Annotated in this window: 17 protein-coding genes; 15 read left to right on the plus strand and 2 right to left on the minus strand. The window is 46.4% G+C overall.

Translation table 11 applies throughout. The features are described 5' to 3' along the window. Positions 1 to 35: 35 nt before the first annotated feature. Positions 36 to 992, minus strand: a complete 957-nt coding sequence (locus AC0L4K_RS19650; protein WP_473267621.1) for a GlxA family transcriptional regulator — start codon at positions 990 to 992, stop codon at positions 36 to 38. A 139-nt stretch (positions 993 to 1,131) separates the two neighbouring features. Between AC0L4K_RS19650 and AC0L4K_RS19655 the strand changes: the two genes are divergently transcribed. From AC0L4K_RS19655 to AC0L4K_RS19725, 15 genes are all read left to right on the plus strand, one after another. Further along, positions 1,132 to 1,608 carry a thioesterase family protein gene (locus AC0L4K_RS19655; RefSeq protein ID WP_473267622.1) on the plus strand — a complete coding sequence of 159 codons (477 nt, stop codon included), beginning with the start codon at positions 1,132 to 1,134 and terminating at the stop codon, positions 1,606 to 1,608. 498 nt (positions 1,609 to 2,106) lie between these two features. Next, positions 2,107 to 2,544: a thioredoxin TrxC gene (gene trxC, locus AC0L4K_RS19660; protein WP_473267623.1), complete on the plus strand. Its 438-nt coding sequence runs from the start codon at positions 2,107 to 2,109 to the stop codon at positions 2,542 to 2,544. A gap of 944 nt (positions 2,545 to 3,488) precedes the next feature. Further along, positions 3,489 to 5,378: a tRNA uridine-5-carboxymethylaminomethyl(34) synthesis enzyme MnmG gene (gene mnmG / locus AC0L4K_RS19665; protein ID WP_473267624.1), complete on the plus strand. Its 1,890-nt coding sequence runs from the start codon at positions 3,489 to 3,491 to the stop codon at positions 5,376 to 5,378. Continuing rightward, complete coding sequence (gene rsmG / locus AC0L4K_RS19670; protein ID WP_417225812.1) at positions 5,378 to 6,004, plus strand: 16S rRNA (guanine(527)-N(7))-methyltransferase RsmG; 627 nt, start codon at positions 5,378 to 5,380, stop codon at positions 6,002 to 6,004. Before mnmG ends, rsmG begins: the two co-directional genes overlap by 1 nt. 2 nt (positions 6,005 to 6,006) lie before the next feature. Then, entirely contained in the window at positions 6,007 to 6,813 is an 807-nt protein-coding gene (locus tag AC0L4K_RS19675) for a ParA family protein (protein WP_417225814.1), read from the plus strand. 3 nt (positions 6,814 to 6,816) lie between these two features. Then, positions 6,817 to 7,698, plus strand: a complete 882-nt coding sequence (locus AC0L4K_RS19680; protein WP_417225816.1) for a ParB/RepB/Spo0J family partition protein — start codon at positions 6,817 to 6,819, stop codon at positions 7,696 to 7,698. A gap of 207 nt (positions 7,699 to 7,905) precedes the next feature. Further along, positions 7,906 to 8,322: an ATP synthase subunit I gene (locus AC0L4K_RS19685; protein WP_417225818.1), complete on the plus strand. Its 417-nt coding sequence runs from the start codon at positions 7,906 to 7,908 to the stop codon at positions 8,320 to 8,322. A 15-nt stretch (positions 8,323 to 8,337) separates the two neighbouring features. Then, a complete protein-coding gene (atpB, locus tag AC0L4K_RS19690) occupies positions 8,338 to 9,180 on the plus strand; it encodes a F0F1 ATP synthase subunit A (protein WP_417225820.1) in 843 nt (280 codons plus the stop codon). An 89-nt stretch (positions 9,181 to 9,269) separates the two neighbouring features. Further along, the gene (gene atpE, locus AC0L4K_RS19695) at positions 9,270 to 9,494 is read left to right on the plus strand and encodes a F0F1 ATP synthase subunit C (RefSeq protein ID WP_425424959.1); all 225 of its coding nucleotides are present in this window, start codon (positions 9,270 to 9,272) and stop codon (positions 9,492 to 9,494) included. Positions 9,495 to 9,557: 63 nt separating this feature from the next. Next, positions 9,558 to 10,028, plus strand: coding sequence for a F0F1 ATP synthase subunit B (locus AC0L4K_RS19700; RefSeq protein WP_417225823.1), 471 nt, complete (start codon positions 9,558 to 9,560; stop codon positions 10,026 to 10,028). A 12-nt stretch (positions 10,029 to 10,040) separates the two neighbouring features. Continuing rightward, a complete protein-coding gene (locus AC0L4K_RS19705) occupies positions 10,041 to 10,577 on the plus strand; it encodes a F0F1 ATP synthase subunit delta (RefSeq protein WP_417225825.1) in 537 nt (178 codons plus the stop codon). 15 nt (positions 10,578 to 10,592) lie between these two features. Further along, positions 10,593 to 12,137: a F0F1 ATP synthase subunit alpha gene (gene atpA / locus AC0L4K_RS19710; protein WP_417225827.1), complete on the plus strand. Its 1,545-nt coding sequence runs from the start codon at positions 10,593 to 10,595 to the stop codon at positions 12,135 to 12,137. 74 nt (positions 12,138 to 12,211) lie between these two features. After that, the gene (gene atpG, locus AC0L4K_RS19715; RefSeq protein WP_417225829.1) at positions 12,212 to 13,075 is read left to right on the plus strand and encodes a F0F1 ATP synthase subunit gamma; all 864 of its coding nucleotides are present in this window, start codon (positions 12,212 to 12,214) and stop codon (positions 13,073 to 13,075) included. Between the two features lie 37 nt (positions 13,076 to 13,112). Next, positions 13,113 to 14,489, plus strand: a complete 1,377-nt coding sequence (gene atpD / locus AC0L4K_RS19720) for a F0F1 ATP synthase subunit beta (RefSeq protein WP_417225831.1) — start codon at positions 13,113 to 13,115, stop codon at positions 14,487 to 14,489. A 34-nt stretch (positions 14,490 to 14,523) separates the two neighbouring features. After that, the gene (locus tag AC0L4K_RS19725) at positions 14,524 to 14,949 is read left to right on the plus strand and encodes a F0F1 ATP synthase subunit epsilon (RefSeq protein ID WP_417225832.1); all 426 of its coding nucleotides are present in this window, start codon (positions 14,524 to 14,526) and stop codon (positions 14,947 to 14,949) included. A gap of 135 nt (positions 14,950 to 15,084) precedes the next feature. Here the strand turns inward: AC0L4K_RS19725 and AC0L4K_RS19730 are convergent, their stop codons facing one another. Further along, positions 15,085 to 15,825, minus strand: a complete 741-nt coding sequence (locus AC0L4K_RS19730) for a TrmB family transcriptional regulator (protein WP_473267627.1) — start codon at positions 15,823 to 15,825, stop codon at positions 15,085 to 15,087. Positions 15,826 to 15,952 lie beyond the last annotated feature (127 nt).

Below are 15,952 nucleotides of genomic sequence, written 5' to 3' on the forward strand. Positions count from 1 at the left end.
AGATCTAGCAGCTGAATAGGTGAATGAACAAACCGTTAGCGTTCATCGCTGGGTTTTTTACAAAAGGTCTGTTGATAGCTACGGGTAAAATGGGACAGCGAAATGAAGCCACATGCCATCGCAATCGAGGTCACACTGCTTCTGGTTTGCTGTAACATCCAACGGGCTTTTTCTAGTCTTAGGTTGCGATAGAAAGACTTTGGCGTCTGCTGTAGATGACTCTTAAATAGACGCTCTAACTCCCGGCCCGAAATGCCGAGATGGTCGGCAAGCTCCGTTATTAACAGGGGCTCTTCAATATTTTGCTCCATTAGCTGCACGGCTTCGATTAAATGAGGATTGCGAGTATCTAATCGTAATTGCATCGAACGGCGCTGCGGCTCCGTATGAGCTCTTTCATGGGTATAGACCAACGCATCCGCGACCTGTGAGGCTAATGCTTTACCATACTGGGTCGAGACCAAATAAAGCATCATATCTAATCCAGACAGCGCCCCAGGGCAAGAAAAGCGTTTTCGATCTATGACGAGTAACTCTTGAATAAAAGTTACTTTTGGAAAAGTCTGCGATGCACTTTCATGGTTCTCCCAATGTATGGTGGTTCGGTAACCATCTAATACGCCCGCAGCCGCGGCAATATAAGCTCCCGTATCTTGGCAGCCAATGTCCGCACCAAAGTTATTCTGCTGTCGAATAAAACCGAGTAAAGCCGCCGTTTTCGACAACCAAGGATCACGTCCCGAGCAAATAATCAGCGTTTCACATTTATCGACGTCCTTAATGCTCACATTGGTCATAATCTCTATATTGTCACTGCTACGAATCAAGCCTCCGGATTCAGACACGAGAAACCATTCGTACAGATCATCATCACTAGTCCCGTTCGCATGCCGTAAAGGACCTAACATGGAGGTTAGGCCAAACAATGAAAAACCCGGAAGCAATAAAAAATGGATTTTTTGTGGCCCAGCCTTTAATCGATCACCAAACACCTAGCCCCCTCGTATTTACAGACTGAGCTTAATTTCAGTCTATAAAAATCAATTAGTATGCGATTTTAGTCAATTCTATTTAACATTACATTTTATGATTGGCCACTGAACTCCCACTTCTTACTGTTTAGGAATCATAATGTCGCAACTGATAAATTTATTTGAAAGTGATGTACTCACGGATTGGATAGACTATAACGGTCATATGAACGATGCCTACTATGTCGTCGCTTTTAGTCAAGCTATTGACGCTTTTATGGTTCACATTGGCCTAGATGAACCTTTTCGAGCAGAGCATCAGGTTTCTATCTACACCCTACAAAGCATGGTGCAGTATTTAAAGGAAGTGAGTGAAGGTGAACCTCTTATCATCAAAGGCCAGTTGCTCGAGAGTGACAACAAAAAATTACGTCTCTATATGACCATATTCCATGGTCAAACCCATGACGAACTAGCCACAATGGAAACCTTACTGCTTCACATGAATATGGAACTTCATCGAGCGGCACCGTTTCTACCTGTCACCCAGGCCATTGTCGATAACATTCAAGCATCTCATAATGAACTGGAAACACCCGTCACAGCGGGCAAAGGAATTAGCTTAAAACGTAAGTGAGACCTCGGTATTAAAAGCGCTCCAAACACGAATGAGCGCTTTACTTGCTACACCGCTGAACAGTATCAGCTCTGAAACGCATACAATATTTCGCCTAAAACAGGTAAACCCTTTTTTACCTACTCGTCGAATGCAGCCGCTCAAGCTCAAATGACACCGATATCACTAACCATAAGCCGTCTATGACTAGGGAATAACCTCTAGACTCAGCTGTCCATATCGCTAATGCAAGCTGGTGGCTAATCCCGTCCACCTCTGATAGAAACAGAGTAAACTCACACAAAATAATCCAAAACGTTAACACTAATGCCAAGCAAACCGGTTGAACCCGATGCTTAGCATTTCTACGTTGGCTCTTTATCGATAAGAAATACGCTACCCTGACATGTGATTTCGGAGTAAAGTCTTATATAGCACATTGCTAATATGAGTAACCTATTGAGAAAAACCGCTCGATAGGCTAGATCACTAAGTACGTTTAGTTAGTAAGGACTCACCATGACTACCAGTATCTGCTGTCCCAACTGTTCAGCCACCAATAATGTTCCCACCGCCAGGCTCAGTGATGGTCCCAAATGTGGTAAGTGTAAACAACCGCTGTTTAAAGGAGCCACCACGGCGCTAACCGCCGCTAATTATCAAAGCATGATTAGCCGTAATGATATCCCTGTTTTAGTCGATTGCTGGGCCAGTTGGTGTGGACCCTGTCAGCAATTTGGACCGGTATTTGAACAGGCGGCAGGGCAGTTTGAACCTAAACTGAGGCTCGTTAAACTCGATACCGAAGCCGAGCAAAGCATCGGTGCTCAACTACAGATTCGTTCGATCCCGACCCTAATCCTGTTTCGCCAGGGTAAAGAGGTCGCTAGAGTCAGTGGCGCACTCCCGTTAGGGCAGCTTAAACAGTGGTTAATACAAAATGGGGTCGATCTTTGATCGCCCCTAAAAAAATCCACTTATCCACCATAAATCCGGCGCAACCAGATTCGCTTCGTACACGGCTAGTTACCCACAGCTTATAGCCATCTTCATCCCGGCACTCGTCTAAGCACCTTCCCCTAAAGTTACAAACAGTTCTAAAAAACAGAATATTGACTATTTATCTATATTTATCAATAAGTTATATATAACACTTTATTAACACTTTATAATTACTCACAGCGAACTGTGGATAGCCTATGGATTAAGGGTCAATAAAGTGTGTAGATCCGGTGCTTATCTAATAACAATATTCACAATACTTTTTATACTGAATCGATCAAGCCTAAGTGCCGATACCTGGATTCAAGTATCTAGATTAAAGTAAGCTATTGTTACTAAAGATATTTATCTTCAAAAAGGGCAAGTTAATGTCATTGATCAACTTTAAGAAGCTTTATTAGTTATCCGCAACAAAGATATCCTTACTTAAGAAGTTAACAGTGGATCTGATGGATTTAACAGCCCCTCAATTTTATCCACTAAACCCTGTGTGTAATCTGTATAACTACCGGGGAGTAACCGGTTGATGAAGCTGTGCATAATATCCCCTGTGCATAAAGAGCCTAGTTACGCACAGCTCTGTGACACCCTATCCAGCGGTTAATCGCAGTTATACAACAGGGTTTTATTGACTTTAAGTATTTGAAATATATATAGATATACTGGTTATCAACTGAAAGTAGCCTGCTTAATAATAACCATAAAAATAAAAAACATATCTTAAGAACATATTTAATTAATATATAAAAAAGCGTTAAAAAAGAAACTGATTAAAAGGTGTTCAAAGTTTAACCATTTCTATATTGACCCCTTAGGTTTATACTTAGCGCCTTTTTCTGAGCCACTGCCTATCGGCATAAAAATTCAGGCTCTCTTTAATTAAATGATGAGGTTAAGCAGTGGACTATCCTGACCACTTTGATGTGATTGTAATTGGTGGTGGCCATGCCGGAACGGAGGCCGCTCTCGCAGCTGCACGCACAGGTGTTAAAACACTTCTGTTAACCCACAACATAGAAACCCTGGGACAGATGTCTTGTAATCCAGCCATTGGTGGCATTGGTAAAAGTCATCTGGTTAAAGAGATTGATGCGTTAGGTGGAGCGATGGCCATCGCCACTGACAAAGGTGGCATTCAATTTCGGACCCTTAACTCCCGTAAAGGACCAGCCGTACGAGCGACCCGTGCTCAAGCTGACCGTATTCTGTATAAAGCGGCGATTCGCGAGATTCTCGAAAATCAGCCCAATCTGCAATTGTTCCAACAAGCAGCGGATGATCTGATTGTCGAAGGTGATACCGTCAAAGGGGTTGTCACTCAAGCGGGGCTGCGTTTCTTTGCCAAAAGCATTGTTTTAACCGTGGGTACCTTCCTCGGTGGTAAAATTCATATCGGCTTAGATAATTACTCCGGTGGTCGGGCAGGTGATCCACCATCAATTGCCTTAGCAGATCGTTTACGAGAACTGCCTTTACGGGTCGACCGATTAAAAACCGGAACGCCACCACGTATTGATGCTCGCAGTGTTGATTTTAGTTTGTTGCAAGAGCAGCCCGGCGATACACCCACACCGGTTATGTCGTTTATGGGATCACTGACGGATCATCCACGGCAGATTAGCTGTTTTATTACTCACACCAATGAACGCACCCATGACATTCTGCGTTCAGGATTAGATCGCTCACCGATGTACACAGGTGTTATCGATGGTGTTGGCCCACGCTACTGTCCTTCGGTCGAAGATAAGATTGTTCGCTTTGCGGATAAGACCAGTCATCAGGTCTTTGTCGAACCAGAAGGCTTAACGACCCATGAGCTTTACCCGAATGGTATATCGACCAGTTTGCCCTTTGATATTCAGCTGGCGGCGGTGCGGTCGATCAAAGGGTTTGAACATGCTTTTATCACCCGACCAGGCTATGCGATTGAATATGATTTCTTTAATCCGCAGGATCTAAAGCACACCTTAGAGACCAAAGTGATCAATGGTCTCTATTTTGCCGGTCAGATCAACGGTACAACCGGTTATGAAGAAGCCGGTGCTCAGGGGTTACTCGCGGGTGTTAACGCCTCCCTGCGTGCTCAGGAGAAGGATCAGTGGTATCCACGACGTGATGAAGCCTATCTCGGAGTGCTGGTTGATGATCTGATTACCATGGGCACCTCAGAACCTTATCGTATGTTTACCAGCCGGGCGGAATATCGATTGATTCTGCGGGAAGACAATGCGGATTTACGCTTGACCGAAAAAGGCCGCGAATTGGGCTTGGTCAATGATGAGCGCTGGCAGCGTTTCTGCGATAAGCGTGAAGCGGTTGAATTGGAGAACCAGCGTCTCAAGGAAACGTGGATACAACCAGGCACTCCCGAAGCGGCAGTGTTGAATGCCAAGTTACAGCAGCCGATTAACCGTGAATATAATCTTAAAGACTTGGTTAAGCGTCCAGAGCTGAACTATACCTCGGTAGCAGGTTTAAAAGGCACACCGGTAGCGGATCCTCAAGTGGCTGAGCAGGTTGAGATTCAGATCAAGTATGCCGGCTACATCGATCGACAAAAAGAGGACATCGAAAAGGTACGGCGTCAGGAAGATACGCTGTTGCCGCTCGATTTTGATTATGCCTCGGTTGGTGGTTTGTCCAACGAGTTGACCTCCAAGCTCGAGCAAGTCAGGCCCGAAAGTATTGCGCAAGCAGCACGGATTCAGGGTATGACACCTGCAGCGATCTCGTTGTTATTGATTCACTTGAAGAAAAAGCAGATGACCCAGAAGAAGGCGCTGAATTGATGCCGCAGTACCGTAATCTACTCGAACAACAGTGCCAACAGATCGATCTTCAACTCAGCGATGAGCAATACGAGCAATTGCTGAAATACCATGCGTTGCTGGTTAAATGGAATAAAACCTTTAACCTTACGGCGGTGCGTTCACCTGAAGAGATGATTAGCCGACATCTGATCGATAGTCTCAGTGTGTTGCCCTATATCGATGTTGAACGTTTGATTGATGTTGGCAGTGGACCTGGCTTGCCGGGAATTCCGTTGGCGATTTGTCGTCCCGATCTACCGATTACACTGCTTGACAGTAATATCAAAAAAAGTCGGTTTCAATTTCAGGCCAAAGCCGAACTCGGTTTAGACAATGTCGATGTAATTCATGAACGGGTTGAAAAATATACGCCAGATGTTCTCTTTGACGGGGTGATATCAAGGGCGTTTGCGTCATTGCAGGATATGCTGCATTGGACCTCACATCTATGTGCCAGTGAAGGTGTTTTTCTTGCAATGAAAGGGATGTATCCTGTTGAGGAGATCGAGTTATTACCCGAGTCTATTAATCTGCGTCAGAGTGTACGGCTGAATGTGCCGGGTACCGAAGGCGAGCGACATCTGCTGATGTTAGGGAGAACTTGAACGTGACCAAAATATTAACCATCACCAACCAAAAAGGTGGCGTGGGCAAAACGACGACCTGCGTTAACTTGGCCGCTTCGTTAGCGGTCACCAAGAAACGGGTGCTGATGATTGATATGGACCCTCAGGGTAACGCGACAATGGGGAGCGGTGTCGATAAGCATAATCTGAAAAATTCAGTTTATGAGGTGCTTATCGGTGAAGCGACCATGGAAGAATCCATTATCAAGGGCGCACCCGCCGGCTATGACTTGGTCGGCGCGAATGGCGATCTGACGGCCGCTGAAGTGGAACTGTTACAGTTACCACGGCGTGAATTCAGAATGAAGATGGCGTTAGAAAAAGTTAAAGCGAATTACGATTTTATTCTGATTGATAATCCGCCTTCGCTTAATCTACTCACCGTTAACGCGTTGGCAGCATCGAGTGGCGTAATTATTCCGATGCAATGTGAATATTATGCCCTGGAAGGTATCAGTTCGTTGGTCGGCACCATCAATAAGATTAATAAACGCTTAAACCCCTCATTGAAAATCGAGGGCATTCTACGCACCATGTTCGACCCGCGGATGAGTCTGACTAAAGATGTTTCTGATCACTTGGTCGAATATTTTGGTGATCAGGTTTACCGCACGGTTATTCCCCGTAACGTTCGCTTGGCCGAAGCCCCCAGCCATGGGTTGCCGGCGTTGATGTACGATAAAAACTCGCGGGGCTCAATCGCTTATCTGGCATTGGCGGGTGAACTGATTCGTAAGTCGAATCAAAATGATAAAAAACAGGCAGATACACAGGAACAGGAAGACTGATTGATGGCGGCTAAAAAGCGTGGTTTAGGACGGGGGCTGGATGCTCTGTTATCAACCGGTACTAATTATGCAGAGGAAGCTGTAACAGAGGCCACACAGAACGGTACCGATGGTTATTGCTTGATGTCGGTTGATCAGATTCAGCGGGGTAAATATCAACCACGTCGCGATCTAGAACCTCAGGCACTGGAAGAGTTGGCGAATTCTATTCGTGCCCAAGGGGTTATGCAGCCGATAGTGGTGCGTCCTATCGCCGATAACCTCTATGAAATTATTGCGGGCGAACGTCGCTGGCGTGCGAGTCAGATGGCTGGCTTAGAGACGATTCCTGCGATTATTCGTGATGTGCCTGATGAAGCGGCGATTGCGATGGCGCTGATTGAAAACATTCAGCGGGAAAATCTGAATCCCATGGAAGAAGCGATCGCCCTCGATCGCCTGAAAATGGAATTTGAACTGACCCAGCAAGAAGTCGCGGATGCGGTTGGTAAATCCCGTTCGTCGGTGACTAACCTGTTACGTTTGATGCATCTCACCGATGAGGTGAAGAAGATGCTAGAGTACGGTGATCTGGAAATGGGTCATGCGCGTGCGCTGTTGGGTATGGATGGCGAAGATCAAATTGTGGCGGCGAAAGAAGTCGTTGGTAAAAATATGTCGGTTCGGCAGACGGAAGATCTGGTGCGCAAGCTGCAGCAGAAGAAAACCGAACCAGCCCAAACACCCAAAAAACCAGATCCTCTGCTGAAAGACCTATCAGATTCTCTTTCGAGTCGACTGAACAGCAAAGTTTCCATCAGTGAAAACGCGGCAGGCAAAGGTAAAATTACCATCGCTTATGAAAACCGTGAAAAATTTGATGCAATCATGAAAGCCCTTAAATAAAAAAGGTTTTTTTGACCGGTATTGTGCCTAGAGATACCGATATTAGGGTATTTACTTAGTTCTTCGTCTCTGCCGGTCTAATACAAAAGTGCAAATCGAGCTGAATCGTGTTGAAGCAGAGGCATTAAGCCCCTATAATGCGCTGGCTGTTGAGGGTATCTATCAAGGCCCTGAACTGCAGATGACGGAAACTGAGGTTGTATTGATATGAGAAACGGGCACCGGAAACCTGGCGTTCATGCTCGTATCGCCTTGCAACAATTTAGAAAAGTCTTCTTGATTCAAGTAGTTAGTATGATAGTGATTGCTGGAGTATCACTATCGCATAGCGTGAGTGCAGCATACTCATCCCTTTGTGGAGGTATGATTTTTTTACTGCCCAGTTATGTGTTCGCTTGGCGAGCACTGATTGCGAAACAAGCAAAAAATACTCCTGGCGCTGTTATTGCACAGCTATATACGAGTGAAATATGGAAAATGGGCTTATCCATCGCACTCTTCTCTGCGGTGTTTATCCTGATTCAACCTCTGAATCCATTTTCCTTATTTGGCACTTATATATGGCTTCAGCTGGCCGGTTTTGTCGCCCAGTTGAAGTTAAATAACAGATTCTTAAAACTTTGAATGAGAGAGATAGTAATGGCTAGTGAAATGACTTCCTCAGCCTATATTTCCCACCACCTGACGAACTGGACGTTTGGTGTGCACCCTGAAAGTGGTTTGGGCTTTGCTCATACTGCTCAGGAAGCAGCAGAAATGGGATTTTGGGCAATTCACGTAGATACAATGCTGTGGTCTGTAGGTTTGGGCCTGTTTTTTATCTGGATGTTCCGCAAAGTTGCTAAAACAGTAACCTCCGGTGTTCCAGGCAGCACACAGAACTTCGTTGAAGTGATCATCGAGTTCGTTGAAGATAATGTAAGCAGTATTTTCCACTACAAAAATGCGTTAATTGCCCCGTTGGCACTGACTATTTTTGTTTGGGTCTTCCTGATGAATACCATGGATTTGATCCCCGTTGACTGGATTCCTTTCCTGACTCAGAAGATCGGTGAAGCGTTTGGCGCGGATCCACATCACGTCTATATGAAGGTCGTACCGACTACGGACATCAACGCTACCTTAGGTATGGCGATTGCAGTGTTCGGTTTGATTCTGTTCTACAGTATCAAAATGAAGGGTTTAGGTGGTTTCCTTGGCGAACTGGCTTTCCAGCCGCTGGGTAAATGGATGCTACCTTTCAACTTGTTCCTGGAGATCGTAGGCCTGTTGGCTAAGCCAGTATCACTGGCGCTGCGACTGTTCGGTAACATGTATGCAGGTGAGATGATCTTTATCCTGATCGCTCTGCTGCCGTTCTGGGCGCAATGGCTGCTGTCTGTGCCATGGGCGATCTTCCACATTCTGGTAATTACGCTGCAGGCGTTCATCTTCATGGTTCTGACGATTGTCTATCTGGCCATGGCGCATGAAGACCACTAAGTAGTTGTAATAACTGAATAATTAAACGATTTCTTTTTAAATATTAACTTAAACTTTAGCAATTAAAAATCGGAGAAAAACTGATGGAAATGGCATTGCTGTACATCGCTGGTGCACTGATGATGGGTCTGGGGGCTGTAGGCGCCGCTGTAGGTATCGGCATCTTAGGTGGTAAGTTCCTTGAAGGTGCTGCTCGTCAGCCTGAACTGATCCCACTGTTACGTACTCAATTCTTCATCGTAATGGGTCTGGTTGATGCCGTACCTATGATCGGTGTTGGTCTGGGTCTGTACGTACTGTTCGCTGTTGCATAAGTAGAGCTACATACGTCCCTTTATGGGTAACTACTTTTTAAGACAACCGCGAGAGGTAATGGCGTGAATATCAATCTAACCATCTTTGGTCAGATCATTGCATTTGCCTTCTTCGTTGTATTTTGTATGAAATACGTTTGGCCACCAATTACTGGTGCGCTGGCAGAACGTAAGAAGAAAATTGCAGAAGGTCTGGACGCTGCCGACCGCGCTCAACGTGATTTAGAACTGGCTCAAGAAAAAGCCATGTCTGATATGCGTAAGAGCAAGGAAGAAGCAGCCGCCATCATTGAACAGGCTAATAAGCGAGCTAACCAGATCGTTGATGAAGCTAAAGAGAAAGCACGTGAAGAGGCAGCTCGCCTTGTCACAGCTGCTCAAGCTGAAATCGATCAGGAAGCAAATCGTGCCAAAGAAGTTCTACGTGCTGAGGTTGCTGCTCTTGTAGTAGCTGGTGCTGAGAAAATTCTTGAAGCGTCTGTTGACGCTAATGCGCACGCACAGCTTGTTGAAAAACTAGCTGCTGAGCTTTAAGCGAGGTTTACGATGGCTGAACTCAATACAGTCGCTCGGCCTTATACCAAAGCCGCTTTCGAGTACGCTGTGGATAAGGGTAATCTTGACCTGTGGTCTACCATGCTAGCAACTGCTTCTGCAGTCGCTCAGCATGAGACGATGAAACTGGTTCTGGGTAACCCTGGTCTTACTAGCGAACAGAAAGCTGAAGCAATGAACTCTGTCTGCGAAGAGCAGATGGATCAGTCAACGAAGAACTTTATCTCTTTGTTGGCCGAAAATCAGCGCTTGGCTTTGTTACCAGAGATCTCTGCGCAGTTTGAACAGTTGAAAGCTAATCAACAGCATTCTGTTGAAGTAAGCGTGACAACTGCCTTTGATCTGGGCGAGCAGCAGCAACAAAAATTAACTCAGGCACTGAGCTCCAAGCTGGGCCGCGAAGTGAGTCTGACTTCCGAAGTGGACAAGTCCATTATCGGCGGTGTGATCGTTCGAACCGATGATATGGTTATCGACGGCTCTATTCGTGCTCGACTGGCTAAGCTAGCCGAAGCAATGAACTCCTGAGTGTGAGGATTAAACATGCAGCAACTGAATCCATCTGAGATCAGCGAGATTCTTAAGAGCCGCATCGAGAAACTTGATGTCTCTTCTGAAGCCCGTAATGAAGGTACTATCGTCAGCGTTTCTGACGGTATTATCTTGATTCACGGCCTGGCTGACGTAATGTACGGGGAAATGATCGAATTCCCTGGCGGTATCTACGGTATGGCGCTCAACCTTGAGCGTGACTCTGTAGGTGCTGTAGTACTGGGTGACTATCAGGGTCTGGTAGAAGGTATGACCGCGCGTTGTACTGGCCGTATCCTGGAAGTACCTGTTGGTCCGGAACTGCAGGGTCGTGTAGTAGACGCCCTGGGTAACCCGATCGACGGTAAAGGCCCAATTGAAACTAAACTGACTGAGCCTGTAGAAAAGGTTGCACCTGGTGTAATCGAACGTCAATCAGTTGATCAGCCAGTGCAAACTGGTCTGAAATCTATTGATGCCATGGTGCCAATCGGCCGTGGTCAGCGTGAGCTGATCATCGGTGACCGTCAGATTGGTAAATCTGCGATCGCGATTGACGCTATCATCAACCAAAAAGGCACTGGTGTTAAATGTGTCTACGTTGCGATCGGACAGAAGCAGTCCACTATTGCCAACGTAGTACGTAAGCTGGAAGAGCACGGCGCAATGGAACATACCATTGTTGTTGCTGCTGGTGCATCTGATCCTGCAGCAATGCAGTTTCTGGCGCCTTATGCTGGTTGTTCTATGGGTGAATATTACCGTGACCGCGGTGAAGACGCTCTGATCGTATACGATGATTTGACTAAACAAGCTTGGGCTTACCGTCAAATCTCCCTGCTGCTGCGCCGCCCACCAGGCCGTGAAGCATACCCAGGTGACGTATTCTATCTTCACTCCCGTTTGCTGGAACGTGCTGCGCGCGTTAACCCAACTTATGTTGAGAAATTTACCAACGGTGAAGTTAAGGGCAAAACTGGTTCCTTGACTGCACTGCCAGTAATCGAGACACAAGGTGGTGACGTATCTGCATTCGTACCAACTAACGTTATCTCCATCACTGATGGTCAGATCTTCCTGGAAGCGGACCTGTTTAACTCAGGTGTTCGTCCAGCGATCAACGCTGGTCTGTCTGTATCCCGTGTAGGTGGTGCAGCTCAGACTAAGATCATCAAGAAGCTGGGTGGTGGTGTTCGTTTGGCTCTGGCTCAGTATCGTGAGCTGGCGGCATTCGCTCAGTTTGCATCGGATCTGGATGATGCGACCCGTGCTCAACTTGAGCATGGTCAGCGCGTAACCGAGCTGATGAAGCAGATGCAGTACTCCCCAATGTCAGTTGCTGACATGGGTCTGAGTCTGTTCGCTGCGAACGAAGGCTTCCTGAACGATATCGACCTGAACAAGATCCTTGATTTTGAAGCGTCCCTGATCGCTTATTTCAACAGCGAGTATGCTGATGTAATGGGTAAGATCAACGAAAGTGGCGATTACAATGATGAGATCGCGTCTCAGTTCAAGGCTGGTATCGAAAAGTTCAAATCTACCCAAACTTGGTAATAGCTCATTAGAGTGGGGGTCTGTGTAAGCAATTATGCAGGCCTGAACTAAGTAAAGGTTTAATAGGTGGAACTATGGCAGCCGGAAAAGAGATAAAGACGCAGATAAGCAGTATTCAGGGCACACGTAAGATTACCAGCGCTATGGAAATGGTGGCTGCATCTAAAATGCGTAAAGCTCAGGATCGCATGCAGGAAAGCCGTCCTTACGCCCGGAATATCCGCAGCGTAATTCAGCACCTGGCGAAATCCAATCCTGAATATAAGCATCTGTATCTGCAACAGCGCGAAGTAAAGCGTGTCGGTTTCATTGTTGTAGCAACCGACCGTGGTCTCTGCGGTGGCTTGAACATTAATGCGTTCAAAGCAGCGATTGCCAAGATGCAAGAGTTCAAAAACCAGAATGTCGAAATGGACATCTGTGCATTGGGCTCTAAGTCTGTAAGCTTCTTTAAAACCTATGGCGGTAATGTAACCGCAGCGAAATCTGGATTGGGTGATAAGCCTGAAATAGCTGAGCTGATTGGTACCGTCAAAGTGATGCTAGATGCTTACGACGAAGGCAAGCTGGATATGCTGTTTGTTGTATCTAACGAATTCGTTAATACGATGACACAGCAGCCACAAGTAGAGCAGATTCTTCCGCTGAAAGCAGAAGACGATGATGACCGTCTTAACCATCACTGGGATTACATCTACGAACCTGATGCACGCGAGTTGTTGAACGGCTTGCTGGTTCGTTATATTGAGTCCCTGGTCTATCAGGCGGTGGTTGAGAACAATGCCTGTGAACAGGCAGCACGAATGCTGGCGATGAAGAATGCAACCGACAACGCCGGTGACCTAATCGATGAGCTGCAAATGGTTTATAACAAGGCTCGTCAAGCGGCGATTACTCAGGAAATCTCTGAAATCGTAAGTGGTGCTGCTGCTGTATAAGGCAGTTAACAGGTTTAAATGTTAAGAGGATCCGAACATGAGTAGCGGACGTATTGTTCAGATTATCGGCGCAGTTGTCGACGTGGAATTCCCACGTGACAGCGTACCGAAAATCTATGATGCACTGACTGTTGAGTCTAAAGGACTCACACTTGAAGTTCAGCAGCAGCTGGGTGATGGTGTTGTACGTGCAATCGCTATGGGTCAGACGGAAGGCGTGAGCCGTGGTCTGGACGTAGTTAACACTGGTGCGCCAGTTTCTGTACCTGTTGGTACAGCAACACTGGGTCGTATCATGGATGTATTGGGTAACCCAATCGATGAGTGTGGACCTATTGGTGAAGAAGAGCGTATGCCTATTCACCGTAAGGCACCTTCTTATGCTGACCAAGCGGCTTCTAACGAGCTGCTGGAAACCGGCATCAAGGTAATCGATCTGGTATGCCCATTTGCGAAGGGCGGTAAAGTTGGTCTGTTTGGTGGTGCCGGTGTAGGTAAAACCGTAAACATGATGGAACTGATCCGTAACATCGCGATCGAGCACTCTGGCTTCTCCGTATTTGCGGGTGTAGGTGAGCGTACTCGTGAAGGTAACGATTTCTACTACGAGATGAAAGAATCCAACGTATTGGATAAAGTATCTCTGGTATATGGTCAGATGAATGAGCCTCCAGGTAACCGTCTGCGTGTAGCGCTGACAGGCCTGACAATGGCAGAAAAATTCCGTGACGAAGGTCGTGACGTACTGTTGTTTGTTGACAACATCTATCGTTACACACTGGCAGGAACAGAAGTATCTGCACTGCTGGGTCGTATGCCTTCAGCGGTAGGTTATCAGCCAACACTGGCGGAAGAGATGGGTGTTCTTCAGGAACGTATCACCTCGACTAAGACGGGTTCTATCACGTCTATCCAAGCGGTATACGTACCTGCGGATGACTTGACCGATCCATCACCAGCAACGACGTTCTCACACCTTGATGCAACAGTTGTACTGTCTCGTCAAATTGCTGAGCTGGGTATCTATCCTGCGGTTGATCCATTGGATTCTACCTCACGTCAGCTGGATCCACTGGTTATCGGCCAAGAGCATTATGATACTGCTCGTCAGGTTCAGGGTGTACTGCAGCGCTATAAAGAGCTGAAAGACATCATTGCGATCCTGGGTATGGACGAACTGTCTGAAGAAGATAAGCAGGTAGTAACGCGCGCTCGTAAGATTCAGCGCTTCCTGTCTCAGCCATTCTTCGTAGCTGAAGTATTCACCGGTTCTCCAGGTAAGTACGTTTCCCTGAAAGACACCATCAGCGCGTTCAAGGGCATCCTTGCAGGCGACTATGATAGTCTGCCAGAGCAAGCGTTCTACATGGTTGGCGGAATCGACGAAGTGGTTGAAAAAGCTAAGAGCATGTAAATGCGCTTAGTTAACCTTTTAAAAGGATAACAACATGGCTATGACTGTTCATTGTGACATCGTAAGTGCTGAAGAAGAGATCTTCTCTGGTCTTATCGAGTTCGTTTCAGTGACAGGTAGCCTGGGTGATCTGGGTATTTACCCAGGTCACGCTCCGCTTCTGTCGGAACTGAAACCAGGTCCTGTAGAGCTAAGGAAACAGGGTGGTGAGCAGGAGATTTTCTACGTTTCTGGTGGGTTCATCGAAGTTCAGCCACACAAAGTCTCTGTCCTAGCGGACGTTGCACTGCGTGCGGGTGACATCAATGAAGCCGCTGCAGAAGAAGCGAAGAAACATGCTGAACATGTGATGGCTGATAAGAGTAGCGAACTGGATTATTCCCGTGCGACTGCTCAGTTGGCCGAAGCTGCAGCTCAACTGCGTACTATTCAGCAGATTCGTAAGAAGATGGGTAAATAACCCCGCCTTACTTAACTGCTACTCGAATAAAAAAGCGACCTTAGGGTCGCTTTTTTTTGCCAAGAATTGAGTAGCGTTACTCATCGCTTGAACGCCATACAACAGTGTTAATAAGCACAGATTTTGCACTATCCCTTAAAGTAGACTCCACAAGGTATCAAAGATAATCTTTTGGGCGGTGGCTACCTCTTTGGATTCAATCACCACGGCAGTGGGGTAGTTGGCTGAAGCTAGGGAAATAATCGCACACTTGGGCGGATAAACAGCGATATAAGCCGCATCGACTTTACCCTCAGTTTTAATCCACTTTCGTTCACTCAGTTCAGCGTCTTCGCCACCTTCGCCAATGGCGATCACTTTTACCTCGATACCTTTCAAAATTCGTTGAGAGGTAAAGTTAGGGAAAGGCCGGTACAGGTGATTACGAATAGGCTTTGACGAAAACACGGAATAGCGTTTGGGTTGCTGAGTTTCAACGGTATTGAGAATATCCCGGAGTACCTGTTCGATACCACTATCGCCTTCATAATAACTAACATTAGCGGTGTTAAAGTCAGGCATCAGATGATGCAACTCAGGCACAACCTTGGTTTTCAACTGATCAATCGCTGAATTTAGGGAATGACGGCGCTCTTCCGCTAATTGTAATAGCACCTCGGGCTCTCGAGCGCTGAATAAGCGACGTTTACCTTTGGGGAGATAGGTGACAATACCTTTCTGCTGCATCTCTTTCAGGCAGTCGTAGGAGGTGCCTCGGTTAATGCCTGCTTTTTCGGCTATTGTCCGGATGGCACTTGGCCCAAGCGAGAGCAATGCTCGGTAAAGAGTGATTTCGCGCTTACTCAGACCAAGCAATTCAAACAGTTCATCATTCATAATTGTCAATTTTTCTCTGACATTTTATATTGCATATAAGACCAGTTAGATTAAAGTTCTGTTAAATCACCTTTTGTGTCAACAGCTACAGAGCATCATATTGGATTGCGGCTGTAATTAACTAGGG

This window comes from Amphritea sp. GJ51-11 (genome assembly GCF_055808735.1).

Coding starts and splice junctions, on each gene's coding strand:
- AC0L4K_RS19655 (WP_473267622.1), top strand. CDS start 1,132: ATGTCGCAACTGATAAATTTATTTGAAAGTGATGTACTCACGGATTGG.
- trxC (WP_473267623.1), top strand. CDS start 2,107: ATGACTACCAGTATCTGCTGTCCCAACTGTTCAGCCACCAATAATGTT.
- rsmG (WP_417225812.1), top strand. CDS start 5,378: ATGCCGCAGTACCGTAATCTACTCGAACAACAGTGCCAACAGATCGAT.
- AC0L4K_RS19680 (WP_417225816.1), top strand. CDS start 6,817: ATGGCGGCTAAAAAGCGTGGTTTAGGACGGGGGCTGGATGCTCTGTTA.
- AC0L4K_RS19685 (WP_417225818.1), top strand. CDS start 7,906: ATGAGAAACGGGCACCGGAAACCTGGCGTTCATGCTCGTATCGCCTTG.
- atpB (WP_417225820.1), top strand. CDS start 8,338: ATGGCTAGTGAAATGACTTCCTCAGCCTATATTTCCCACCACCTGACG.
- atpE (WP_425424959.1), top strand. CDS start 9,270: ATGGCATTGCTGTACATCGCTGGTGCACTGATGATGGGTCTGGGGGCT.
- AC0L4K_RS19705 (WP_417225825.1), top strand. CDS start 10,041: ATGGCTGAACTCAATACAGTCGCTCGGCCTTATACCAAAGCCGCTTTC.
- atpA (WP_417225827.1), top strand. CDS start 10,593: ATGCAGCAACTGAATCCATCTGAGATCAGCGAGATTCTTAAGAGCCGC.
- atpG (WP_417225829.1), top strand. CDS start 12,212: ATGGCAGCCGGAAAAGAGATAAAGACGCAGATAAGCAGTATTCAGGGC.
- atpD (WP_417225831.1), top strand. CDS start 13,113: ATGAGTAGCGGACGTATTGTTCAGATTATCGGCGCAGTTGTCGACGTG.
- AC0L4K_RS19725 (WP_417225832.1), top strand. CDS start 14,524: ATGGCTATGACTGTTCATTGTGACATCGTAAGTGCTGAAGAAGAGATC.
- AC0L4K_RS19730 (WP_473267627.1), bottom strand. CDS start 15,825: ATGAATGATGAACTGTTTGAATTGCTTGGTCTGAGTAAGCGCGAAATC.